We start from the raw sequence: 23,020 nt of genomic DNA on the forward strand, positions 1-23,020 counted from the left end.
AAAACGTCTTGAAAGATTGGATAATAAACAAATATAAAACTAACGTTAATCAAAAAATACAGACCCTATAAAATATAAACCCTATAAAATACAACATCTACAAATAGAGACTAGCTATGAGTACTAAAAACGAACAGCTCTTTGCCCAAGCGCGCAAACATATCCCAGGTGGCGTCAATTCACCCGTACGTGCCTTTGCCGGAGTTGGTGGTACGCCGATATTTATGCACCGTGCCAACGGTAGCAAGATTTATGACACCGAAGACAATGCCTACATCGATTATGTGGGTTCTTGGGGTCCGATGATTTTGGGTCATGCGCATCCAAAAGTCATCGATGCAGTAAAAAAAGCGGCCGATGATGGTTTGAGCTTTGGTACACCAACGCCGTTTGAAACCACCGTTGCTGATAAGATTTGCGATATCGTACCAAGCGTTGAGATGGTTCGTATGACCAGCTCGGGTACCGAAGCGACCATGAGCGCAATCCGTCTGGCACGTGGCTATACCCAGCGTGACAAAATCGTTAAGTTTGAAGGCTGCTATCATGGCCATTCAGACAGTCTGCTCGTCAAAGCGGGCTCTGGTATGCTCGATATCGGCGAGCCAACCTCGAAAGGTGTGCCAGCGGATTTTGCGAAGCATACCATTACGATTCCTTATAATGATCCACAAGCGATCAAAGACTGTTTTGAAAAATGGGGTGAAGAGATTGCTTGCGTTATCTTAGAGCCTATCGCTGGCAACATGAATATGATCATTCCAGAGCAGGATTTTCACGATACGCTGCGTGCCCAGTGTACTGAGCATGGCGCAGTATTGATTTTTGATGAAGTCATGACAGGGTTCCGCGTGGGTCTTGGCGGTGCGCAGGCACATTTTGGTATCACGCCTGATTTAACTTGTTTTGGCAAAATCATCGGTGCAGGTCTACCTGTTGGCGCGTTCGGTGGTAAAGAAGACATCATGTCTTGCATCGCACCCCTCGGCGGCGTGTATCAAGCAGGCACGTTGTCTGGTAATCCGCTGGCCATGCGCGCTGGTATCGCGATGTTTGAAGACTTAACGGAAGCAGGTTTCTACGACGACTTATCTACCAGAGTCGATCATTTGGTCGATGGTTTTCAAGCGGCAGCGGACAAACACGGCATCAATCTGCGTACCAATAAATTAGGCGGTATGTTTGGTATGTTCTTTGTCAAAGATGCTGACACTCAGACGCCAATGAACTTCGATGATGTGACAGAGTGCGACATGACGGTATTCAATACCTTCTTTCACGGTATGCTAGATCGCGGTATCTATCTTGCACCTTCTGCGTATGAAGCAGGCTTTATGTCGATTAAGCACAGTAATGAAGATATCGATGCATCGATTGCTGCTGCTGATGAGATATTTGCAGAGATGGCGAAAGCTTAGTCTATCTTTAGCGTAGTTTAACCATATAGTTATCAAGCTTTATAAACATTCAAAAGTTCAAAAAACCAGCAAAATCAAACAGTGATTTTTGCTGGTTTTTTTCGTTTAGCGGTACTTGTCTTATAGCTATTGCAGAAATAAAGGTGTATTTCTAAGGCGCGTTTATATGGGTCATAGCGTGACTGATGCTTATACATTCAATCCCTGTGTGTCTAAAAAATAGACAATAAACTATGATACTCTGAGATAAATTCGGACAATAACGCAAGGATGCAAAAGAATGAGCAATAGTACTTCTAGTAGCGTAGCGCCTCTATGGCAGACCACGTATGAGCAGTATGGTTTGGACAACAACTTGGACGTATTGGCAGGTAAGCAAAACCTGATTGACTTATTGCAACCAAAGATAGATCAGCACAGTAATCGTCCCGCTTTTAGTATGGGCGCTGCGACCCTTACTTTTGGTCAATTAGACAGTGCCAGCCGCCGTTTTTCGGCGTTCTTACAGGCACAAGGTATAGAAAAAGGCGACCGTATTGCCGTACAGCTACCAAACATACTGCAATATGCCGTAGTACTGTTAGGTTGCTTACGAGCGGGTGTGGTACTGGTCAACGTCAACCCCATGTATACGCAGTATGAGTTGGCACATCAGTTGACGGATGCCCAAGCTTGCGGTCTCATTGTGCTAGATGGTATGAGCACGGCTTATGAGCAACTAGATGAAACGGTAAAAGCACAACTAAAATGGGTGGTCAGGTGCTCTATAGATCCTAGTATTTCTGATAACGATATTGCCTTGCTCAGTCAAATTGACTCAGCACAATCTGCAAGCACACATAAGCCAGCACATACCTCGACCCAGTCAACAACTGAGGCAGTAACCAAGTCATCAACTGACTCAGCAAAGCACAACATAACGTTTGCCCATGTTATGCAGGCGTATAGTGAGTCAGCGTTCAAAGACGTTACGATAGAACGTGAAGATTTGGCATTGTTGCAGTATACAGGTGGTACGACTGGCAAGCCAAAAGGCGCTATGCTGACCCATTACAATGTCATGGCCAATGTCTGTCAGTGCTACGCGATGTTTGGCAAGACAATTGAAGCCAATCGTAGTGAGCAAATCAAAATCCTCAATCCTTTACCGCTCTATCATATCTTTTCATTTACAGTTTGCGGATTACTGGGTCTTTATGGCGGCTGGGAAGATGTCTTAGTTACCAATCCTCGTGATATCGATGGTTTGGTCAAAACGATTGAACAGCATCGACCTCATGTCATTCCTTCGGTAAATACCTTGTTCATTGGTATGTTGCACCATCCAAAATTTGCTAGCCTTGATTTTAGCCGCTTGGCATTATCTATCGGTGGCGGCACAGCGATTATCAAAGCAGTCTCCGATCAGTGGCAGCAAGTGACGGGTATGATTATTAGCGAAGGCTATGGTATGTCTGAGACAGCGCCGGTTATTTCTTTCAATCCTTCTGGTGTTACAGCATTCAATGGTAGCGTTGGACTGCCGCTGGCTTTGACGGATATTAATATCATAGATGAGAATGGCAAAACATGTCCGATAGGTACGCGTGGAGAGGTTTGTATCAAAGGCCCACAGGTCATGCGCGGCTACTGGCAACGAGACAATGTAGATACCTTTACCGACAATGGCTACTTTAGATCAGGTGATATTGGTGTCATAAATGACGAGGGTTTTTTGACGCTCGTAGACCGCAAAAAAGACATGATATTGGTCTCAGGATTTAATGTGTATCCCAATGAAGTAGAGGCTGCCCTGACCGAGCACCCTAAAGTATTGGAGGTGGCTGTGGTAGGCGTTGCAGATGATCATAGCGGTGAAGTGCCAAAAGCATTTGTGGTGAAAAAAGACCCAGACCTCACAGTAGAGGAGCTACAGGATTTTGCAAGCAAACGACTCACTGGCTATAAGCGTCCGCAATCCTATGAGTTTATCGATGAGCTACCTAAGACTGCTGTTGGCAAGATATTACGTAAATCCTTAAGATAAAAAATGTGTCGTGTCGTTTATAAAAATGAGCTGACAGCAATAAAGCGATCAATAATAAAAAACTGGGCTACTAAAAATAGTACCCCAGTTTTTTTGTCATTTGTCTCGTACGATAGGTGGTTTTTATCGTGCTTTATCGTACTTACGATTTCTTAGGCTCAGATTGCCCCTTAGGACGTCGCTATACATACGGAAGTCGCTAGCAAAGCTTTTTAGTGGAAATTTAAAGGAAGCTGGCTTGTTTTTTTCAAAGAAAAAGTGCCCAACCCAAGCACAAGCATACCCAGCGGCGATACCTTTTACCAAAGGTTTTGCTGATCTGGTTTTGACAGACTTTGCCAGTCCCAACAAGCCAAAACTACTGCCTGCAAAATGCAGACGGCGACAAGCCATGTTTTGATGCTCGTCCAAATAAAAATCATAGAATGCTTGTTCAGATGGCATCTCAGTTTTTACCATATCTGTCTTGGTGCTATTGGCCTGAGTGCTTGCGATTTTGGTAGTATTTGTGGTGGTGGTTTGATTCATGCGACTAGCTTCCTTGCTGGCGGGTTTATCGGTGGTCAATCGAAGACGATTTATAAGAGAAATTTGAGCAAATAATTCATAATTTTGATGTCAGTTATAAGGGTATATAACCATTAAATAACGGTTTTCTATCATGTTATTGATAACTTTCAATGTAGCAAACCGCTATCACTAACACAAGCACTAGATGTCCAGTACTTAGAGGATAAGTGTCAAGATAATAAGTGCCTAGACGATAAATGCCAATATGTTCTCTTAGTCTAAAGAGTAGGTTTTAGAGGGAGTGAGCCTGTAACAAACTGTGCCAAATGTTGTTCATGTCCCAATATTATCTATACTGGATTTTTGATGATACTGCTTATTTGGCTGCCATTTATCTTATGCATATCGTCATTTATACCCTCAGTAGATACACCAATGATAACGCTGCTGCTTTATAGAATGGTTGGTTGTGTGCTCGCCATGATTTTACGTTGCTTGCGAGTGTTTGAGATAAATGCTTTAATGACAAAATTGCCCTGATTTTTGTAGATGCTGCTCTTTTCTACACATGTGGTTTCTATATCTATGTAGCACATGATTTTGATAAACTACACATTCTCTCTAACACGGTGACGACTTGTCTTATGCCTATTGACTATCTTGCAAATCCGCCTCTCAGCGATGATCAAATGATGGCCGCTATTGATATTGGTTCCAATAGTTTTCACTTAGCCATCGCTCGTCTGGATCACGGGGAAGTGCGTAAAGTAGTCTCCATGTCTGAAAAAGTGCAGCTCGCTGCAGGATTGGATGAGAATAATATATTGAGCGACGCCGCTGAGCAACGCGGTCTGGACTGCTTGAGCCGATTTGTCGCGCGTTTGGATTCTGTACCGCCAGAGCGTATTCGTGTGGTTGCTACCAATGCCTTGCGCCAAGCCAAAAACGCTAATGACTTTATTTCCCGTGCCAACAAAATCTTGCCAAAGCCCATTGAGACTATCGCTGGACGTGAAGAGGCGAGACTGATCTATTTGGGTGTCTCGCATACCAATGAGAGTAGTGATAAACGCTTGGTTATTGATATCGGTGGCGGCTCAACAGAGTTTATCATCGGTCAAGAGTTCGATCCGCTACTGACCGAAAGCCTGCAAATGGGCTGCGTTGCCTTTACACAAAAATTCTTTGCTGATGGTCTTGTTACCAAAGAAGCGTTCAATGACGCGATTTCAGGTGCGCGCAAAGAAGTATTAGCGATAAATGGTCGTTACCAAAAGACAGGCTGGAGCAGTGTGGTTGGCTCAAGTGGTACGATCAAAGCCGTGCGCAACGTTCTGGTATCCAAAGGATGGGCTGATGAGCAAGAACGCATCACCTATAAAGGAGTCAAAAAGTTAGAGAGACTGCTGGTTAAGATTGGCAATATTGACGATATCGAACTAGAAGGCGTCAAAGATCACCGTAAAGCCGTGTTCCCTGCGGGCGTAGCAGTACTGCGTGCCGTTATGAAAGTATTGGGTGTTGAGACTATTACCTACTCAGATGGGGCATTACGTGAAGGGGTGATGTATGACATGCTGGGACGTTTTGCAAGCGAAGACGTGCGTGACCGTAGTGTGCTTGCATTGATAAAACGTTATTCAGGCGACAAAAAGCAAGCCAAGCAAGTGGTAAAAACCAGCCGTAATCTGTTCGAACAAGTAAAAGAGTCGCTTGATCTTACTAATGATGATTGTGACTTACTTAGACGCGCCGCGTTCTTGCATGAAATAGGTCTTGCGATCAGTCATAGCAGCTATCATAAGCACAGTGCCTATTTGCTTGAGCATTCTGATATTCCAGGGTTTTCGCAAGTGGATCAAAAGCGCATGGCGCAGCTGATGCTCAATCATCGTCGCAAGCTTAAAAGCGATATGCTAGATCAGACCTGCCAGGTTGGCGGCGATCAGTTGGTCTATCTGTGCTTGCTGTTACGTCTTGCTGTCTTGGCACACCATAGCCGTAGTGATCATAAGCTACCAGATCTAGCACTCAAGGTCACAAGCGATAGTGAGTGGCAGATTACGGTTTCTGATAGCAGTGAACATTATGCATTTTTGCTGGCTGATTTGCGTACGGAGATTGACCAGTTTGCCAAATGGGGCATACAGCTGAGTGTGATTGAGGCCGAGGAATCCGAGCCGTTACCATTGTCAGTATCGAGTTAAAGAGTAACGTAACAAAAGCGGTGTCGCCGATAATGTCATGCTATATAAGATGTGCTACTATAGCTTCTATTGAGTTTACAACTGTACTTTCATTATCAAAAGATCGATAACGATATTATTTTTTAAACATAATTATTTTAAACATATATACACTAAGTATAATGAGTAAAAGGAAGCGTTTATGAGCACTGTCTGGGATAGTGTGCAGCTTGCACGACATGCCAAGCGTCCATTGTTTATGGACTATGTTAATCAGCTTTTTACCGAATTTGATGAGTTGCACGGTGACCGTGCTTATGCCGATGACAAAGCCATCTTGGGTGGTTTGGCGCGTTTTGATGGTCAGCCTGTGATGGTAATCGGTCAACACCGTGGTCGCAGCACTCGTGAGCGTATCGCCCATAACTTTGGTATGGCCAATCCTGAAGGCTACCGCAAGGTGATACGTTTGGTCAAAATGGCTGAGCGCTTTAATATTCCTGTGATGACCTTTGTCGATACTCAAGGGGCTTATCCTGGTATTGGTGCAGAAGAACGCGGACAAGCGCAAGCGATTGCAGAGAGCATCGCTGTATTCTCCAGTCTTCAGGTACCTGTAATCGTAACCATTATCGGTGAAGGTGGTTCAGGCGGCGCGCTTGCTATTGGCGTTGGTGACAAAGTAAACATGCTACAGAACAGTATTTACTCAGTTATCTCTCCTGAGGGCTGTGCCTCTATCCTATGGAAAACCGCTGAAAAAGCACAAGACGCCAGTGAGGCACTGAAGCTAAACGCCATTAACCTTTATCAAATGGGTTTGATTGATGCTGTTATTGATGAAGGCGAGGGCGCACATGTACAGCCGCAACCTGTAATGGCTGCATTAAAAACCCTGATCACTGAACAACTTGATGAGATTAAAGACTTAGACCCTCAAGAACGTTGTGAGTTACGTTACGAAAAGCTCAAGTCTTTTAATTCAGAAGTGATGTTGCCTTGCTAGTTCATGACATGCGCTAAGCTTTTCATATTAGAGGCTGAGTCTTAATGCTAAAATAAAAACGTGTCATTGAATGGCGCGTTTTTTTGTGGCTATTGTTATACGAAGCTCTCGATACAAAGCCCTTAATACAACGCATTCAGTGTGATGTCGTCATTGACACAGATGCTCATTCATCGGCGCATTAATAAATATATAACTCCCTAATGACTAAGGCTGATTATGACCAGCAATGCCATCCTCCCATATCCTGTTAGATCCGTTGCCAATTTGCCGATTGATGACGTATTGGCAGACGCATTGTTGAGCAGTATGCAGACGTATAGCGAGCAGTTACATGGTCGCCGCCTTTGGTTGGCATGTAGTGGTGGACGTGACTCGTTGGCACTTGCGGCGTTATGTGCGCAGCTCTACCAGCAAGGCAAACTACCATGTCTACCGCAGCTCTTACATGTCGATCATGGTATGCAAGCGGACAGTCAGCACTGGTCCAAGCATGTTGCCAATTGGGCGCAAGCGCAGCAGATACCTTGTCGCATTTTACAGGCACAAGTGAATGGACATGATGAGCAAGCAGCGCGACAAGCACGTTATAACGTCATGCGCGCACATATGAACCAAGATGACGTACTGCTATTGGCACATCATGCTGATGATCAAGCGGAAACCGTACTGATGCGCTTGATTCAAGGCGCTGGAGTCAACGGTCTCTCAGGTATGCAGCCATGGCGAGTGCAAATGCAGGGCGTACAGCGTCATGTACTATGGCGACCTTGGCTCACGGTGAGACGCGCCGCGATTAGTGCTTATGCCCAGCGCCTAGAGTTGCCTTATATAGATGATCCAACCAACGAGAATGGCGATAATGTACGTAGTGGGCTACGCCGCGACATCATGCCCATACTGGCGACTTATAACCCCAACGTCATTGATAATATAGCCCGTAGTGCGCAGCTATTGAGTGAGGCACAAGCCACTGTCAATGCGCAAGCTGAGCAAGATATGCAGCAGACAGTCAATGAAAGCCTACAACTACCAACTGCACAGCGCGTGCTCAATATTGATGCGCTACGATCACTACCGATCTATCGCCAGCGCCAACTACTGCATCATTGGCTGGGTCAAGATGAGCCGTTGCCACCTGCTAAGCAGCTCGTCGATGACGTACTAAATGTAAGCCAACGTGATGACCAAGATCATCAAACAGAGTTGTTTTGGCAGGGTCGTAAGCAGTCCTATACTGTTCGCCGCTATCGTCAGCAGATCTACCGTCTGAGTAGCACATGGCTGTCTTGGCTAAATATACCAATCACAGAGCAAGTGCTGCCATTATCTGGTCTGCTCTCTATTGAGAGCGATTCAGCTGATGACGGTTCAATCATGTTGCGCCGCAGTATTGAATATGTGTGGCAGTTACAAGTATGTACAGATAAACTGGCAAAGCTGCTAAGCGATCACGCAGATAAGGGAGTATCGACAGCTACACTCAAAATAACCCCATTGAATAGCAAAACGCGCCTCAAGACTGCACTGGCGACGCGTCCACAAGCGGGCAAAAGACTGTATCAAACCCTCGGTATTCCGTCGTGGCTGCGAAAAAACCTACTGGTAATCAGTATCGCTTTTATCAATAAAGACGGTACCGAAAATGATGCGCCTATATTGCTCATATCACCATTTGAGAGTTGGGATTTGAGCTCTGAAAGCGTAATGAGTGATACTACACATCAGAAGTTAACTGAATATATCAAAAGCAACCTAAGCCTACGTACCATAAACTAAAGATCGAAGCGCTTTATGCCAGCGCATTGGTTGTCATTAGCCTGAGGTCGGCACTCACAGTTTGAATTTATCAAACGATACTAGTGGCAGTATGATAAACTGAGTGTCGTTTTATATATCAAGATGTTAAGTTGAATACCTTTGAATGTTGTGACTAGGAGACAAGTATGTCGGTATTAGATAATAAGAAAATCAGTTTTATTGGTGGCGGAAATATGGCGCAAGCGCTTATTAGCGGGCTTGTAGGCTGCGGCATCAAACCTGATCTCATCACGGTCGCCGATCCTAGCAGCGATGCACGTGAGCAACTGGCGGCTAAAGGCTTAAATACCGTTGACCCAATGGCTGATGCAACAGCCGCTGTAGTCGATGCTGATATCGTAGTACTCGCTGTAAAACCACAGATGATGAAAGTGGTTGTTAGTAGCTTTGCTGATGTATTAGACACGCAATTGGTCATTTCAGTCGCAGCAGGTCTGTCGACCGACCTGTTATCTAGTATGCTGGGCGACTATAGCAATATTGTGCGCGCCATGCCAAACACGCCCTCTATGATTCAGATGGGTGCGACGGGTCTCTACGGTACAGATAATATCTCAGCAGAACAAAAACAGCTGGCAACTGCGGTAATGGAAGCATCAGGACTGGTCATGTGGGTTGATGACGAAGAGCATATGCATGCGGTCACAGCCGTGTCAGGTTCAGCGCCAGCATATATGTTTTACTTTATCGAATCGATGGTCGATGGGGCCGTGGCGTTAGGTCTAGACAAAGAACAAGCCTCAGCGCTTGCAATGCAAACCATGCTTGGTGCTGCAAAAATGGCGATGAACAGCGATGATGCACCAGCTGAACTGCGCCGCAAAGTGACGTCTCCGAACGGTACGACTCAGGCAGCGGTCGAGTCCATGCAAGCCAACGAAATTGGTCGTCAGATCAGCGAAGCCATGCAGGCTTGCTACGATCGTAGCCAAGCGTTAAGTGAAGAGATGAGTAAGTAATTACTGACACGCGGTATTGTAAGTTACGATAGCGCTTATGCAACCACCAGCTGATAATGACCTTTGTCATCCTAGCATCTGTTAATAATGTCCCATTGAGTAGCACTTCATGAACAACATGTTATTTCAAATTTTTGATTTGGTCACCACATTCGCTATGATGCTGGTGTTTATTCGTTTTATGTTGCAGTTTGCAGGGATGGATGCGAGCAATCCGATGATTGCGCCTGCCTACAAAGCGACTCATGTCGTCGACGTATTTGGGCGTATTTTTCCAACGGTAGCACAGGGTCGTATCAGCATTGCTGCTATTGTCCTTATGTTTTTGATTCGTCTGATCGACATCTCTGGAAAAGCAGCATTGACGCATCAAGGTATAGCCCCTGTACCGTTATTCTTTACGGGTACGACCAGCTTAATATTAGATTTTTTGCGCATGTGTCGCTACTTAGTGATTGGTTCTATCATCGTTAGCTGGATCGTGGTGTTTACCCAGTCTCAGCATCCTATCATCGGCATTATTATGAACTTAGCAGAGCCGATACTCGCGCCGTTTCGTCGTATTACGCCAAATCTAGGTATGCTTGACTTGTCACCAATGGTTGCTTTTTTTGCTTTTTACTTACTTGAGATATTTATTGGCGGGTTAACTGCCAGTGTGATGCCAATGTTAGGGTAGGGTAAACGTCCTATCGTTCAATCCAAAAATATATAGTACAAAAAAGCGCTCTATGGCATATAGAGCGCTTTTTTATTTGCTGCATGTGTGAGACAGGCTTCTATAATAGTATTAAAAACTAACAAAGCGGTTGGGTATTAATTGAGCCTGAGCATCATTAGGGTGCGGTGCGTCAGCTGCACGTAATGTCTGAATAATCCAGCTGTCTGCAGCTTTTATAGCATCAATCAACGCACCGCCCATCGCCAAACGCCCAGCGATAAAGCTAGCAAGAGAGCATCCTGAGCCATGGAACTCACCATCTAGGCGCGGCAACGTGCTTTTGTGTACCATCTCGCCCTCTATGTATAGATACTGCTCGATATCACCATCTTCAAAATCGTGTGAAGTTTTTACCAGTACGGCATGAGCGCCTTGCGCGCACAGCTGCTTTGCCCCACTGTGCAAGTCCTGTTCGCCGCTTAATGCTCGAAGCTCGTGCGTATTTGGGGTGATTAAGGTGGCATAGGGTAGGAGCTGTCTAAAGGCACTCACCAATGTCTTTTCGTCACCCAAGCTACCACCGCTATTGGCAACCAATACAGGGTCCAACACAAAAGGTATGTCTTTGGAGATCTTTTCTTCTGCAAATAAGCGTGTGAGCATTGCAATATTGTCAGTGGTGCCAAGCATGCCTGACTTGATAGCGCTCACTGGCAGATCATCGAGCACGGCAATGGCTTGAGCCTGTACCAAATCTGCGGCGCAAGCGTCAAAACCAAATACCTGCTGTGAGCTCTGAATCGTGACTGCTGTGCAAGCGATGGCAGCATGTGCTCCTGTCTGTCCGATGGCCTCAATATCTGCTTGTAACCCAGCACCACCTGAAGGATCCAATCCTGAAAAACACAGTACGACAGGTCGCATAACCGCTCCTTTTAGATATTTTGAAATAAGTAATAAATACTATAGCCACCTACTGCCAAAAAATCTATCGTAGTCTAGCGTTTATAGAGCAAGTAGCAAAAATATCATCAACGATGATCAAGTAAGTGGTGATGCTTCGCTACGAGATGGTACAATTTTTAGCAATAGTACGTGAGATAGGTGCTTATATCCTTAATTATGATAAAAGCTGCATTAAATTAGCAGACAAGGCTTGCAATTCATTTTGGCTTTGTTATAATACTCGCCCACGACATGAGACGTATTGTTAGCATCAATACTATGTTTATAGCGGTTTTATAAATGTCTTGATTCGTTAGGTGAAGTGGGTGAGTGGCTGAAACCAGTTCCCTGCTAAGGAACCATACGTGTAAGCGTATCGAGGGTTCGAATCCCTCCTTCACCGCCATTTATTCAGTTGTTATTAGAGTAGTAGCGCAGTATACTGGCGTTAAACATTTTAATCGTTAAATCAAAAAGTATTTTGTTTTTAATTAAAAAAGATGTTGACACAAGCTATATTATCTATATAATAGCCAACCTAATTTACTGAGATTGTTTTTAACAAGTCAGTAAATGATTTGCAAAATACGCGCCTGTAGCTCAGTTGGATAGAGCACTTGGCTACGAACTAAGGGGTCGGGAGTTCGAATCTCTCCAGGCGCACCATTTGCATAATCAAATAAATCAATCGCCTGTCTTATGACAATTGGCGGTTTTTTTATGTCCAAATTTTGTGTGGTTTAAAACCTTAAGTCGTTGTCTAGAGTTATCAGTGACTCCTTTATAATTTGTCATCATTATCTTATGACTAATGTAGATGCATGGTGTCGGTCGCTAGCGTGATTGGACAGTCATTTAGGATAATGTACGACAGTCCAATAATTTACGGTACAATAGCGCTATTATTCACTGCTTGCTATGAGCTTGTACCATGTCAAAACGTCCATCTAAACGCCCATCAAAATCTACTCGCAACGCGAAGCCTCAGTCGAGCGCTTCTGTGCAGCAAGATCCCAATGAAGAGCCTACCATCGCTAAACCCACGACTCGAGTTGTGGCGATTCTTTATGATGGCATGCTGATTTTGGCATTGTTGTTTTTGGTGGGTACGATACTGACGGTAGTGGGAACGATTCTAACGATGGAGACGGGGACTGAGTCATCGCAGGCCCAGTCGCTGCCGCTATGGTACCAAAACGCTATTATGACGCCGTCGTTTGTGCTGACGTTGGTCGCATTCTATGGCATATTTTGGCGCCGCGGCGGGCAGACATTGGGAATGCAGACATGGCGATTGAAGACTATCAATGATGCTGGTCAATGGCTAACATGGGGGCAGTCGTTCAAACGTATCTTGTCAGCTTGTTTGATGCCATTACTTTTTGGCATTATCGGTAGTTTAGTCGATGGGTCACGCGCCGCCTTACTTGCCAGCGCGTTCCTTGGATTGGTATTTAATTATGTATTCTGTCTGTTCAACCCTCGCGGTTTGGCAGTACAAGACATGCTATCGAATACCATTACGCTAAAAATGCCAAAAGTGGCACATGAAGGGTTATGGCGCGGTTTTAGAAACCGTAACAAAAAACCGTAACATCATCCAATAGATAGCTTTTTGCTGAACCCTAAACAGACCGTTTGAAACGATACCATCCAAATTATTGAAAATTGAATGGTATAAGAAAAATGCTGGTTACATACTGACGCTTTGGATCAGCCATGCGGTATAACCCACAAAGAAAAGTACCAAGGTCGCGCCTGACGTACGACCAAATTGACGATTTTTCATAAAAGCAAACACGCATAGGACAACAAGCAACACGGTCAGTAATCCCATCGCCATCACGTCGCGTGAAAAAATAATTGGATCAGCGGTAATAGGGGCAATCACGGTCGCCAAACCGACAACGGCCAACGTGTTAAAGATGTTTGAGCCAATGATATTACCTAGCGCCATATCATGCTCGCCTTTACGCGCCGCTGACAAGCTCGATACCAGCTCGGGCAATGAGGTGCCAACAGCGACAATCGTCAATCCAATGATAAGCTCACTGAGCCCCCACAGCGTTGCCAGCTCGACCGCACCCCAGACGATGGCACGTGAACTGATGACCAGCATCAGCATACCGATAAGTAAGCTGACAAGACCACGCGCCATACTTGGCTCTATGTGATCTGGATCAGTGCTCTCAACAATTACATCATCCTCATGCTCATGATACCCTTCACGGATACTCAGTACGATCTGTATCGCCAAGACGACAACCAAGAGTATCAGTAGCACAATACCATCAGCTTGGCTCAACACGCCATCACGCAGCTGCCACGCCGCTGTAGCAGTGATTAGGAGTAATAGAGGTAGATCGCGCTTTACGATGCCCTTACGAATGATAATAGGGCTAATCAGTACGGTTGCACCGAGTACCAAGGCAATATTGATGATGTTTGAGCCGTAAGCATTACCCAAAGCCAGCTCAGGGCTGCCTTCAATTGCGGCCAATACTGACACCACCATTTCAGGGGCTGATGTGCCGATACCCAGTATCAATACGCCGATCAAGAAGCTTGGCACGCTAAACTTCTTTGCTAGTGCTGTCGCCCCATCAATAAAGACATCGGCACTCCAAACCAAAATTGCTAACCCAATCAGTATTGCAATCACTGCCAACCACATCAGTATGTTTCCTTATAGATAATAAAAGTGATGAACTTGATAAATAAAACTGGCACAAAAAAAGCTGAATCGACACAAAGATTCAGCTTTCATTTTAGCATCGAGGTTTTTGGCAATAACCAGAGTTAAACCAACGCTCTAGTTTGATATTTATCTTGATCTAACCAAAACCTCGTCATCCTGTCATATTAAGCAACTTGTACAGGGATGATATTTGCTGTGTCTTTAACCGTGTTGTCTTCATTACAGTAGACAAGTTTTGGTTGGTAGGTAGATGCTTCAACTTCATCAAACTGGGCATAAGCACAGATAATGACGATGTCACCTAAATCTGCCATATGAGCTGCAGCACCATTTAATGAGATAATACCAGAGCCTGCTTCAGCACGGATAGCATAGGTGCGAAAGCGCTTGCCATTGGTCACATTATAGATATCGATAGATTCGTTTTCACGTAGACCAGCAAGGTCAAGTAGATCACCATCGATACCGCATGAGCCTTCATAATGAAGCTCAGCATGGGTAACGCGAGCACGATGTAATTTGCATTTAAGCATATTAAGTAGCATAGGTTGCTTCCTTAGCGTAACTGATATTAAATAACTAAATCAAAAGGTTAATGGGGACAAAACTACCAAAATAAAAGGTCGTTGTTATAATGAAGCTATATTATTCAGGTAATTTAAAGCCATTAATTTGTGAGCGGGCTTTTTCAGTATCGCCACTCATCAACAGGGGTAGTGCTTCAAAAGCTGCTGTCAGTGCGCTATCGATAGCGATTTGCTCATCGGGTGACGCTTTTGAGAGGACATGCCCACTAACTTTGGACTTGTGTCCTGGGTGGCCAATACCTACGCGTAGACGATGAAAGTCATTGCCGATGTGCGGTGTAATATCACGCAGACCATTATGACCGCCATGACCGCCATCGGTTTTGAGCTTGATGCTGCCAGCTGGGATGTCGAGCTCATCATGAGCAATCAATAGCTCGTCGTTTTTGATGCTATAAAAATTTACCATAGGCACGACTGACTGACCAGATTTATTCATAAACGTCAGCGGCATCAGTAGACGCACATCAGACCCATGAATTTGCCCGCGTCCTGTCACCCCGTGAAACTTCTTGTCAGGGGCGAGCGTGATATTGAACTGCTGTGCCAAATGATGAACGAACCAAAACCCAGCATTATGACGCGTGAACATATACTGCTGACCAGGATTACCAAGACCGACAATAAGCTTTATGGCCATAAAAACACCCTGCTTGAATACGATAAATAGAGATAAGGCTTTAAATTTGAGAAAACCATGTATTTTCAAACCTTACTTACAAAAACAGCAGGAGATTTTAAATCACCTGCTGTTTTCTTAACTAAACGAGTCTGTTACTAAGTAGCACAAAATAAAGTGCTACCTAGACATAGTATATTACTCGTCGTCTTTGCTTTCTTCAGCATCAGCGTCGTCGTTTTGCTCAGTTGCTGGTACTTCATCAGCATCAACGTCTTCAGCATCTTCGTCAACTTCTTCAACAGTAGGTGGCTGCATGTTAACGATAGTACGGTCATGGCCGTCTTCTAGCTCAAGCTCATGAATCACAACACCTTCAGGAAGTTCGATGTCTGATAGACGGAACAAATCACCGATTTCCATACCAGAAACGTCTACATCTAGGTATTCAGGAAGTTTAGATGGTAGGCAGATGATTTCGATGTCAGATACTAGAGTAGACAATACGCCACCAGCAGCAGTACCAGGAGCATCTTCACGGCCAGAGAAATGCACAGGAACGTTCATGTGGATTTTTTGACCTTTCACAATGCGCTGAAAATCAGCATGCATTGGGAAACCTTTAGCAGGATGACGCTGCAAGTCTTTGATGACTGCTTGATGCTCTTCACCATCAACATTGATAGTCAAGATGTGTGAGAAGAACGCTTCGAATTCTAGTGATTTTACTAGTTCGTTAAGCTTGATAGAGATAGCTGTTGGTTCTTCATTACCACCATAGATGATAGCAGGAACTAGGTTCTGCTTACGTAGGCGGCGGCTCGCACCTTTACCTTGTAGTTCAGCAGAACGATCAACGGCTTTTAGTTCAAAATGATTAATGCTCATGGATATAATCCTATAAAAAGAATGATGAAGTGTCTGGTCATAAAAAAGTGGATTTGCGACCAATCCACTAATACGTGATGAGAGCTAAGGTTTATCATCGTATGTAAATAACACGATTAACAACATTAGCCATTTGCCTATAACAATGATTTTTATAGTAATAATTACTACAATAGCCATTATTATTCAGCTTGATCAGCACTTTTAATAATGCCACCCTTGCGTAATAAAACAAAAGGCTAGCACAGGCGCGCATTATACGTGATTTTGTAGCAATAATAAAGACCTACGAAAATCACGGACATAAAAATAGCGCCAAGTACTCATACTTGGCGCTATTTCTTTGGCTTATTCAATATCTATTAACACAGGCGTTGCTGTTTTGATTATAACAACTACTATCTAGCGTTCAGTATTAAACACTGATCACTAAACATTAGGCATCAAACATTGCACTAATAGATTCTTCGTTGTTGATACGGCGTAAGCTCTCAGCAAGCATCGGCGCGATACTGACCTGACGGATTTTGCTGCAGGCTTTTGCTTCAGCTGATAATGGAATCGTATCGGTCACAACGACTTCGTCTAGCGCCGATTCGCTGATGTTTTTGAGTGCGTTACCTGACAGGACAGGATGCGTGATATAAGCCAATACGCGACGTGCACCATTTTCTTTCAATGCTTCGGCAGCTTTACACAATGTACCTGCAGTATCGACCATATCATCAACGATAACGCAATCACGGTCACGGACATCACCAATGATGTGCATCACTTGTGACTCATTCGCACGCGCACGGCGCTTATCGATAATCGCCATGTCAGTATCGCCTAACTGCTTGGCCATCGCACGGGCACGAACCACACCGCCAACATCAGGAGAAACCACCATGATATTGTCATAATCTTGTTTTTGTAGGTCGTTTAGGAGTACTGGCGTACCATAGATGTTGTCTACAGGGATATCGAAGAAACCCTGAATCTGATCTGAGTGCAAATCAACCGTCATGACGCGATCGATACTAACGATATTTAGCATATCAGCGACGACTTTGGCTGAGATAGGTACACGAGCTGAACGCGGGCGACGATCCTGACGAGCATAACCAAAATATGGCATGACAGCTGTGATACGGCCAGCACTAGAGCGACGCAAGGCGTCTGCCATCATCATGATTTCCATCAAGTTGTCGTTGGTCGGTGCACAAGTAGGCTGCATGATAAACACATCTTTACCACGTACGTGTTCTTTGATTTCCACGGCAATTTCGCCATCAGAAAAACGCGTGATGTCAGCTTTACCAAGAGGTATATGAAGATGATCGGCTACGGTTTTTGCTAATTCTGGGTGGGCATTACCCGTAAAAATCGCCAAATAAGGCATGACAGAAGTCCTATTGATTGACTCAAGCAGCGACCGCTAAGCAGTGACAAACTGCTCAAATTAAGAAAAGAGTGGTGAAGGTGTTGATGACTACTATTACAGTAAAAATGGCAGGGGTAGCTGGACTCGAACCAACGGATGTCAGGATCAAAACCTGATGCCTTACCAACTTGGCTATACCCCTGTAATGTCTAGGCTATATACGTCCGATAGCTAATATTGATTGTTTAATCATTATTAGAATGGCGTCATGACCTATCAGTTATATTATAAACGATTGAGCCGTCTAAAGTATAACTTTTCCCTAGCGGTGTCCATTGCGAACTATACCGAAACTGGGATAACGTTGTCAATGACAATAAGATAAGAGGTTGTCTATAAACCTCTTATACTCACTATATCTCTAACGCTTCGTACTAAAAAATGGCAGGGGTAGCTGGACTCGAACCAACGGATGTCAGGATCAAAACCTGATGCCTTACCAACTTGGCTATACCCCTATTGTGGCGACCTATTATAAGTAAATTTTCAGATTTTGCAAGTCATTTGCGACTTTTTCTGGGATTTATTCTTAATTTATCAAGGACGGTATGATTTCGATAGGTATATGGTGAAAGTTGGTGATAAGGATTGATATCTTACTTATATTCTCTTTTAGGGCTATATGAGTAAGCTTGAGACTAGTGTGTCTGGCACGAGGTTTCCAAAATAGTCTTATATGTTTCGAGGAGCAGCGTAAGGCTCAACTGTATGCAACAGCTTGAGCAATGTAGCTAAGAACTCACTTTTTCTTATTTTTGAGGTGATAATATTATTACCATCAAAAAATTTCCCAAAAAATATCAGACATCCATCTTCTTGGTAAACGTAAAATAGAGATTTGTTAGTAGATAAGTCGTAGAACAAAAAGTTACCTCTCTCATTACTGCTATCGTAAACTCCAGTTTCAGTTTCATAAAAAATATCATGTAGCTTGCTTAGTGGTGTATTGATCAAACTTTTATTTAGGTGAAATTCGCCATTAGTAATCAGTTCTATTTCTTTCTTAATATTGTTAACAAGTGGAAACGCATAATAATTATTATCTTGATAACTGATGTTTACTGAGTTCACAATAATATCCATCACTATGAATGGCTTTTCCATTTCATGTATTTTAAAAGCAATAGTTTTTATATTTCCGAGAGTGATCATATTTTGCTCTTAAATGCTTTAGGCTTGGTAGTATTTGCGGCGCTTACCTTTTCACCTATCTATAAAAATTTGCGCAGTTACAAACTCCCCACCACATATCCTGAAAAAGGCGCACCTTCAACCCACTTCGCCAACAGTTTTTTATCGGTGGCAATACTCGTATCTAAAGGCAAAAACACCGCGCTACCAGAGCCAGTCATGCGTGCTATGCCAAGCGCTTGCGTCTCTAACCCTTGCAAATAATTTAAAGCCTCTGCAACAGCAGGAGCGAGGCTCGTCACTACTGGCGTAAAGACATTATGATAGGGCGCGGTGAGCGTTTGCACGTAGTCAGTATATTGGCTTTGAATAGTATCAACCGAAAGAGGAGTGATATCTCGCTGCAATTTGGAGTGAGCGAATAGGGTGGCAGTATTGACATGCGCATCAGGCGTTAGGATTACATACTGCTGGTCAGGTAAATCAATGGCAGTCAATTCTTCACCAATACCCATCGCAATGGCGTCTTGCCCAAAGATAAATATGGGCACATCTGCGCCTACCTTTGCACCGATTTTTATAAGTTCGTCGCAAGTAATGTTAAGTTGCCAAATTTCATTAAGCGCCAGCATAGTAGTTGCGGCATTGGACGAGCCACCGCCCAATCCTGCACCCATTGGCAAATGCTTGTCTAAAGTGATAGTAACTTGTACCAATTGCTCAGGTAAAGTGTCTGACTCTATGGCAAACGCTAGCAATGCGCGCGCCGCTTTAAATATTAAGTTGTCTTCTATATTGGCCGTGATCGTCTCTGCACCGGCTAATACCAACAGCTGATGACAGAGGGTAGTAGCGTCTAATTCACTATTTTTAGTAGAAGTCATAGCATCATCGCCGACCGAGAAGTGCAAGTAATCGCCCCAGTCGAGCAGGCGAAATACTGTTTGCAAATTATGATAGCCGTCAGCTCGTTTGCCCGTAATGTGCAAGAAAAGATTGATTTTTGCAGGGGACAAACGAGTGAAGGTAGAAGTCGGCGCTATAGCAGTATCTTTAGTCATAGTCTCGGTCAAAAACAGCTATCTTAATAAGCAGTGATAGCTTGTGGAGTGGTTTTATTAGCGAGTCGTGATGCGTTAGTGGTTGATCGTCATCACAACTTTATTTCCTTGTGACCGTACGGCACTGATCTTACTAGGTAGCTTATCATTACCCTTGTAAGTGAAGCTCGCATTCCATTCGCCATTGACTGAGCTTACTAAGCGGTTTTGAGCATCAAGCTGCGGCGCGCTGTCTGAAGGTGCCGGACGTCCAGATATCCAATAAGGCATCTGTGAGATAGGCGCTTGCCAGCCAGTGGCTTTTTTGAGCAAGGTTTCAGGATCATTAGCGGTCAATGTGCCTGTTTTTTCACTAACTAGCGTGGCCGTTTGACCATTGTACTCAATGTTGGTTTTGCCGATACCGAGTGCGCCGATGAGCTCAATCGCAAAACGATCGTCTTGTTGACCCCATGCATAAAACGCACTACCGCCTTGGGTACCTGAGGTATCATTGGCAGGCATTGTCACCCCAATTTTACCAGTGATGTCAAAGCTTTCTAGCTTTTTGGGTTGTTCGACATTTTGGCCTTGCATGGTGGTTGGTTGATTGGTTGCGCTGGCTGTTTTTAGCGACTGACAGCCAGAGGTGATGACCATTGCGGTCGCCATGGCAGTCAATAGCGTCAATTTATTTGGTTTATAAGACGAGAGTGATACAGACATAATAGGTTCTCAGAATAGGAAGTTAAACAAAGATATTAGCTTAAGCGTTATTTGTTGCTCGGTTATGCACGGCTGTTAGCTTCTTATAACTGCCTTGTAATGTATAAGTGCTGTGTCATATATAGAGCTAAAAGACCAAACAGGAAGCTTGAACCGTCAATATCAATACAACTGTATGCGGTCATTGATATTGTGTTGTCCAAATGAGAAGCGCTGTTGTAAGTCTGCGAGTAGGGCTTCAACCTTTTCGTTATTGCCTAGCCCTTGGTAAGCGCGCAATAGCAAAGTACCTGAGCGCAGGGTTGGCAGAACATCATAAGGTGTCTGTAGATAGTTAATCACTTGTTTATAGTTTTCTTTTGCAAGTGCATTGCCCGCCAGTACATTTAGGGCTTGCAGATGGAGCTCGTTGTCATAGCGGGGATCATCGTAGCGAATCTGAATAATAGCGGTGGCTAATGCTAGGCCCTGCTCTGAACTGCGCTCGTTGGCCAGCAGTAACTGCGCATAACTGAGCTGGTAAGATAGGTTACTAGGATCTAACGCCTGCAAATGATTGAGCAAAGTGCGTTTGACGACATAATCATCTTTGTCATCTAAGAGCTGAGCCCGAGCAAACAGTAGCATTTCATTATCAGGATATTTGCGGGCGGCACGTGTTAGTAGCAGCAATGCTTCTGCTGACTGGTTCTGTTGCCACAAAATATCGGCCTGCATGACAAACGTGTCAGGCGCAAATACTGTAAAGTCTTTGCGTAGCTTTTCTAACGTAGCGATTGCGGCGTCAACATCATTATCAAGTAATTCAAACGCCACTACCTTTCTACGAGCTTCTAATACCAAGTCCTCTTGCATCACGTCATTGAGATAATATTTGGCTTGCTCAAAGAGCTGCTGACGCTCAGCACTGATACCGAGATAGTAATACGCTTGGTCGAGATAGGTGGGGCTTTTGGCAAGTATGTTGAGTAGATCATCTGCGCTCGCATACTCTTCGATATCCAGACTCACCAATGCCGCTAGCAAAGTAATTTCGGCATCATCGCTAAAGCGATTATGGGCTTCGAGCAGTAATCTCCAAGCTTGCTCGCTTTGTTTGAGATCCAATAAATAGCGAATTTCGTATAAGTACAAGCTCTTACTATCAGGGTTACGAAGGCGCGCTTGGCTGACATAATTGACCACGGTCTCGGCAGTAACGATTTTGCGCAGTATGTCAGCTTTTAAGGTAATAAAAGGCACATAGTCAGGCTGACGTTCTAACGCGCGGTTGATGTGTACAATAGCGACTTCAGGCTCGTTAAACTGGTAGAGTAGACCTGCTTTTAGTACAGATAATGAAGCATTTTGCTCGCTATCTAGAGGCTGCAAAGCAGCAAGTAGCTCGCGTTTATCCTCATCGTTATTTGGATAAATACCAATGAGGATTTCGCTTAGATCTGCACGCGGATCATAACGTAAGATACGGTTTAGTGTCTCACCAGCTAGGATATAATCGTGCGCGCGCAGGGCTAAATGCGCCACATAAAACCAAGCAGGTACATGGTCAGGGTTTTGGTCTTGCCATGATTTGGCAAATGCTAACGAGTCTTCGACCCGTTCATTACGTAAGGATAAAGTCAGCGCTCTCTCAAAAACTGCGGTGGCGTCTTCTTTAAAAGACTGCTGCTTATAGATTGCAATCGCTCGCTGTCGATTGTCGCGATCCGCGGCAAACTCTGCATCTAGTAGAGCATATAAACTTGGTTCATTAAGCTCAGGTTTCCACAAGCCAGTAGGTGCTAGACCATCAATATTTGCAATGTTATCTGCCGGCTGGCTGACTCTACGAACGGTCGTGTTAATAGTAGTGTTGGTGCTAGTACTGGTATTATTCGCATTATTATTGATAATAGCTGGTGCTTGCGGAAAGGTTACCTGTGATGAAGTATCAGGTTGGCTGGCATGAACTGGTGTGGTCAAGCACAAACAAACGGCCAATGATAAGGCAAGCTTATACCGTTGGCACAGACGCTCCATAACGACCTGCAACAGAGCACGAAGGCTAGATTGCTCATTAAGTGGAGGATGCGCGTGAAATAATGATCCAAAAAACATCATAGATAGCCGTATTCGTCCATGGTTTACCTACATCACTGAGGTATTTTATTTTAATCATTGTAAGTTAAATAGTGGTAACGAGTACCTATGACAGACATTATAAGAGCAGAGGTACAGTATAAACAATAGGAGCCGTGTTACTCCGATGAGAGTCATAGTTCTTATATGAATACGCGACATGTGAGGCCTGTTTTAAGCGCAAACACGGTCGACTATGTTTTTATTTTTAAGTGCGTATCGATCAGAATACTGTGGAAATATAACAAGTTAAGT

At 44.2% G+C, this 23,020-nt stretch carries 19 protein-coding genes and 4 tRNA genes; 10 read left to right on the plus strand and 13 right to left on the minus strand.

The window, feature by feature from the left end:
- The first annotated feature begins 116 nt into the window (after positions 1-116).
- Positions 117-1,418: a glutamate-1-semialdehyde 2,1-aminomutase gene (gene hemL / locus AC5JPY_RS08700; protein WP_443525180.1), complete on the plus strand. Its 1,302-nt coding sequence runs from the start codon at positions 117-119 to the stop codon at positions 1,416-1,418.
- A 280-nt stretch (positions 1,419-1,698) separates the two neighbouring features.
- Positions 1,699-3,444 carry an AMP-binding protein gene (locus AC5JPY_RS08705; RefSeq protein WP_443525182.1) on the plus strand — a complete coding sequence of 582 codons (1,746 nt, stop codon included), beginning with the start codon at positions 1,699-1,701 and terminating at the stop codon, positions 3,442-3,444.
- A gap of 123 nt (positions 3,445-3,567) precedes the next feature.
- Here the strand turns inward: AC5JPY_RS08705 and AC5JPY_RS08710 are convergent, their stop codons facing one another.
- Entirely contained in the window at positions 3,568-3,903 is a 336-nt protein-coding gene (locus tag AC5JPY_RS08710; RefSeq protein WP_443525543.1) for an Mpo1-like protein, read from the minus strand.
- A gap of 695 nt (positions 3,904-4,598) precedes the next feature.
- Between AC5JPY_RS08710 and ppx the strand changes: the two genes are divergently transcribed.
- The 5 genes from ppx (at position 4,599) to AC5JPY_RS08735 (ending at position 10,605) form a co-directional block, all read left to right on the plus strand.
- A complete protein-coding gene (gene ppx / locus AC5JPY_RS08715; protein ID WP_443525184.1) occupies positions 4,599-6,161 on the plus strand; it encodes an exopolyphosphatase in 1,563 nt (520 codons plus the stop codon).
- Positions 6,162-6,342: 181 nt separating this feature from the next.
- Entirely contained in the window at positions 6,343-7,146 is an 804-nt protein-coding gene (locus tag AC5JPY_RS08720) for an acetyl-CoA carboxylase carboxyltransferase subunit alpha (RefSeq protein ID WP_443525186.1), read from the plus strand.
- 219 nt (positions 7,147-7,365) lie between these two features.
- The gene (tilS, locus tag AC5JPY_RS08725; RefSeq protein WP_443525188.1) at positions 7,366-8,925 is read left to right on the plus strand and encodes a tRNA lysidine(34) synthetase TilS; all 1,560 of its coding nucleotides are present in this window, start codon (positions 7,366-7,368) and stop codon (positions 8,923-8,925) included.
- Between the two features lie 167 nt (positions 8,926-9,092).
- Positions 9,093-9,926, plus strand: a complete 834-nt coding sequence (gene proC / locus AC5JPY_RS08730; RefSeq protein WP_443525189.1) for a pyrroline-5-carboxylate reductase — start codon at positions 9,093-9,095, stop codon at positions 9,924-9,926.
- Between the two features lie 109 nt (positions 9,927-10,035).
- On the plus strand, positions 10,036-10,605 hold the full coding sequence (locus AC5JPY_RS08735) for a YggT family protein (RefSeq protein WP_493852346.1): 570 nt from the start codon (positions 10,036-10,038) through the stop codon (positions 10,603-10,605).
- A gap of 111 nt (positions 10,606-10,716) precedes the next feature.
- Here AC5JPY_RS08735 and AC5JPY_RS08740 read toward each other — a convergent pair whose 3' ends face one another.
- Positions 10,717-11,511: a hydroxymethylpyrimidine/phosphomethylpyrimidine kinase gene (locus AC5JPY_RS08740; protein ID WP_443525190.1), complete on the minus strand. Its 795-nt coding sequence runs from the start codon at positions 11,509-11,511 to the stop codon at positions 10,717-10,719.
- A 337-nt stretch (positions 11,512-11,848) separates the two neighbouring features.
- Between AC5JPY_RS08740 and AC5JPY_RS08745 the strand changes: the two genes are divergently transcribed.
- The 3 genes from AC5JPY_RS08745 to AC5JPY_RS08755 all read left to right on the plus strand — a co-directional run bounded on the left by AC5JPY_RS08745 (position 11,849) and on the right by AC5JPY_RS08755 (position 13,126).
- A tRNA-Ser gene (locus AC5JPY_RS08745) sits at positions 11,849-11,938 on the plus strand.
- Between the two features lie 183 nt (positions 11,939-12,121).
- Positions 12,122-12,198: transfer RNA gene (locus AC5JPY_RS08750), tRNA-Arg, on the plus strand.
- A 265-nt stretch (positions 12,199-12,463) separates the two neighbouring features.
- Positions 12,464-13,126: an RDD family protein gene (locus tag AC5JPY_RS08755; RefSeq protein WP_443525192.1), complete on the plus strand. Its 663-nt coding sequence runs from the start codon at positions 12,464-12,466 to the stop codon at positions 13,124-13,126.
- A gap of 99 nt (positions 13,127-13,225) precedes the next feature.
- On the opposite strand, the gene AC5JPY_RS08760 is transcribed toward AC5JPY_RS08755, so the two are convergent.
- The 11 genes from AC5JPY_RS08760 to AC5JPY_RS08810 all read right to left on the minus strand — a co-directional run bounded on the left by AC5JPY_RS08760 (position 13,226) and on the right by AC5JPY_RS08810 (position 22,747).
- Positions 13,226-14,206 carry a calcium/sodium antiporter gene (locus tag AC5JPY_RS08760; protein ID WP_443525193.1) on the minus strand — a complete coding sequence of 327 codons (981 nt, stop codon included), beginning with the start codon at positions 14,204-14,206 and terminating at the stop codon, positions 13,226-13,228.
- A 188-nt stretch (positions 14,207-14,394) separates the two neighbouring features.
- Entirely contained in the window at positions 14,395-14,775 is a 381-nt protein-coding gene (gene panD / locus AC5JPY_RS08765; protein WP_201548990.1) for an aspartate 1-decarboxylase, read from the minus strand.
- A 100-nt stretch (positions 14,776-14,875) separates the two neighbouring features.
- Complete coding sequence (pth, locus tag AC5JPY_RS08770; RefSeq protein ID WP_443525195.1) at positions 14,876-15,457, minus strand: aminoacyl-tRNA hydrolase; 582 nt, start codon at positions 15,455-15,457, stop codon at positions 14,876-14,878.
- Positions 15,458-15,634: 177 nt separating this feature from the next.
- Complete coding sequence (locus AC5JPY_RS08775; RefSeq protein ID WP_443525197.1) at positions 15,635-16,324, minus strand: 50S ribosomal protein L25/general stress protein Ctc; 690 nt, start codon at positions 16,322-16,324, stop codon at positions 15,635-15,637.
- Between the two features lie 436 nt (positions 16,325-16,760).
- Positions 16,761-17,708 carry a ribose-phosphate pyrophosphokinase gene (locus AC5JPY_RS08780; protein WP_057758042.1) on the minus strand — a complete coding sequence of 316 codons (948 nt, stop codon included), beginning with the start codon at positions 17,706-17,708 and terminating at the stop codon, positions 16,761-16,763.
- 108 nt (positions 17,709-17,816) lie between these two features.
- Positions 17,817-17,892: transfer RNA gene (locus AC5JPY_RS08785), tRNA-Gln, on the minus strand.
- A 240-nt stretch (positions 17,893-18,132) separates the two neighbouring features.
- Positions 18,133-18,208: transfer RNA gene (locus AC5JPY_RS08790), tRNA-Gln, on the minus strand.
- Between the two features lie 214 nt (positions 18,209-18,422).
- Positions 18,423-18,902 (minus strand): hypothetical protein, encoded by a 480-nt coding sequence (locus AC5JPY_RS08795; protein ID WP_443525198.1) that lies wholly within the window; start codon positions 18,900-18,902, stop codon positions 18,423-18,425.
- A 77-nt stretch (positions 18,903-18,979) separates the two neighbouring features.
- Complete coding sequence (gene ispE, locus AC5JPY_RS08800; RefSeq protein ID WP_443525200.1) at positions 18,980-19,942, minus strand: 4-(cytidine 5'-diphospho)-2-C-methyl-D-erythritol kinase; 963 nt, start codon at positions 19,940-19,942, stop codon at positions 18,980-18,982.
- Between the two features lie 75 nt (positions 19,943-20,017).
- The gene (gene lolB / locus AC5JPY_RS08805) at positions 20,018-20,647 is read right to left on the minus strand and encodes a lipoprotein insertase outer membrane protein LolB (RefSeq protein ID WP_443525201.1); all 630 of its coding nucleotides are present in this window, start codon (positions 20,645-20,647) and stop codon (positions 20,018-20,020) included.
- Between the two features lie 162 nt (positions 20,648-20,809).
- Complete coding sequence (locus AC5JPY_RS08810; protein WP_443525202.1) at positions 20,810-22,747, minus strand: tetratricopeptide repeat protein; 1,938 nt, start codon at positions 22,745-22,747, stop codon at positions 20,810-20,812.
- Positions 22,748-23,020 lie beyond the last annotated feature (273 nt).

The organism is Psychrobacter sp. H27, assembly GCF_059072655.1.

Excerpts from the sequence above, each read along its gene's own strand:
- hemL (WP_443525180.1), top strand. The coding sequence starts at position 117 with ATGAGTACTAAAAACGAACAGCTCTTTGCCCAAGCGCGCAAACATATC.
- AC5JPY_RS08705 (WP_443525182.1), top strand. The coding sequence starts at position 1,699 with ATGAGCAATAGTACTTCTAGTAGCGTAGCGCCTCTATGGCAGACCACG.
- AC5JPY_RS08710 (WP_443525543.1), bottom strand. The coding sequence starts at position 3,903 with ATGGTAAAAACTGAGATGCCATCTGAACAAGCATTCTATGATTTTTAT.
- ppx (WP_443525184.1), top strand. The coding sequence starts at position 4,599 with ATGCCTATTGACTATCTTGCAAATCCGCCTCTCAGCGATGATCAAATG.
- AC5JPY_RS08720 (WP_443525186.1), top strand. The coding sequence starts at position 6,343 with ATGAGCACTGTCTGGGATAGTGTGCAGCTTGCACGACATGCCAAGCGT.
- tilS (WP_443525188.1), top strand. The coding sequence starts at position 7,366 with ATGACCAGCAATGCCATCCTCCCATATCCTGTTAGATCCGTTGCCAAT.
- proC (WP_443525189.1), top strand. The coding sequence starts at position 9,093 with ATGTCGGTATTAGATAATAAGAAAATCAGTTTTATTGGTGGCGGAAAT.
- AC5JPY_RS08735 (WP_493852346.1), top strand. The coding sequence starts at position 10,036 with ATGAACAACATGTTATTTCAAATTTTTGATTTGGTCACCACATTCGCT.
- AC5JPY_RS08740 (WP_443525190.1), bottom strand. The coding sequence starts at position 11,511 with ATGCGACCTGTCGTACTGTGTTTTTCAGGATTGGATCCTTCAGGTGGT.
- AC5JPY_RS08755 (WP_443525192.1), top strand. The coding sequence starts at position 12,464 with ATGTCAAAACGTCCATCTAAACGCCCATCAAAATCTACTCGCAACGCG.
- AC5JPY_RS08760 (WP_443525193.1), bottom strand. The coding sequence starts at position 14,206 with ATGTGGTTGGCAGTGATTGCAATACTGATTGGGTTAGCAATTTTGGTT.
- panD (WP_201548990.1), bottom strand. The coding sequence starts at position 14,775 with ATGCTACTTAATATGCTTAAATGCAAATTACATCGTGCTCGCGTTACC.
- pth (WP_443525195.1), bottom strand. The coding sequence starts at position 15,457 with ATGGCCATAAAGCTTATTGTCGGTCTTGGTAATCCTGGTCAGCAGTAT.
- AC5JPY_RS08775 (WP_443525197.1), bottom strand. The coding sequence starts at position 16,324 with ATGAGCATTAATCATTTTGAACTAAAAGCCGTTGATCGTTCTGCTGAA.
- AC5JPY_RS08780 (WP_057758042.1), bottom strand. The coding sequence starts at position 17,708 with ATGCCTTATTTGGCGATTTTTACGGGTAATGCCCACCCAGAATTAGCA.
- AC5JPY_RS08795 (WP_443525198.1), bottom strand. The coding sequence starts at position 18,902 with ATGATCACTCTCGGAAATATAAAAACTATTGCTTTTAAAATACATGAA.
- ispE (WP_443525200.1), bottom strand. The coding sequence starts at position 19,942 with ATGACTAAAGATACTGCTATAGCGCCGACTTCTACCTTCACTCGTTTG.
- lolB (WP_443525201.1), bottom strand. The coding sequence starts at position 20,647 with ATGTCTGTATCACTCTCGTCTTATAAACCAAATAAATTGACGCTATTG.
- AC5JPY_RS08810 (WP_443525202.1), bottom strand. The coding sequence starts at position 22,747 with ATGATGTTTTTTGGATCATTATTTCACGCGCATCCTCCACTTAATGAG.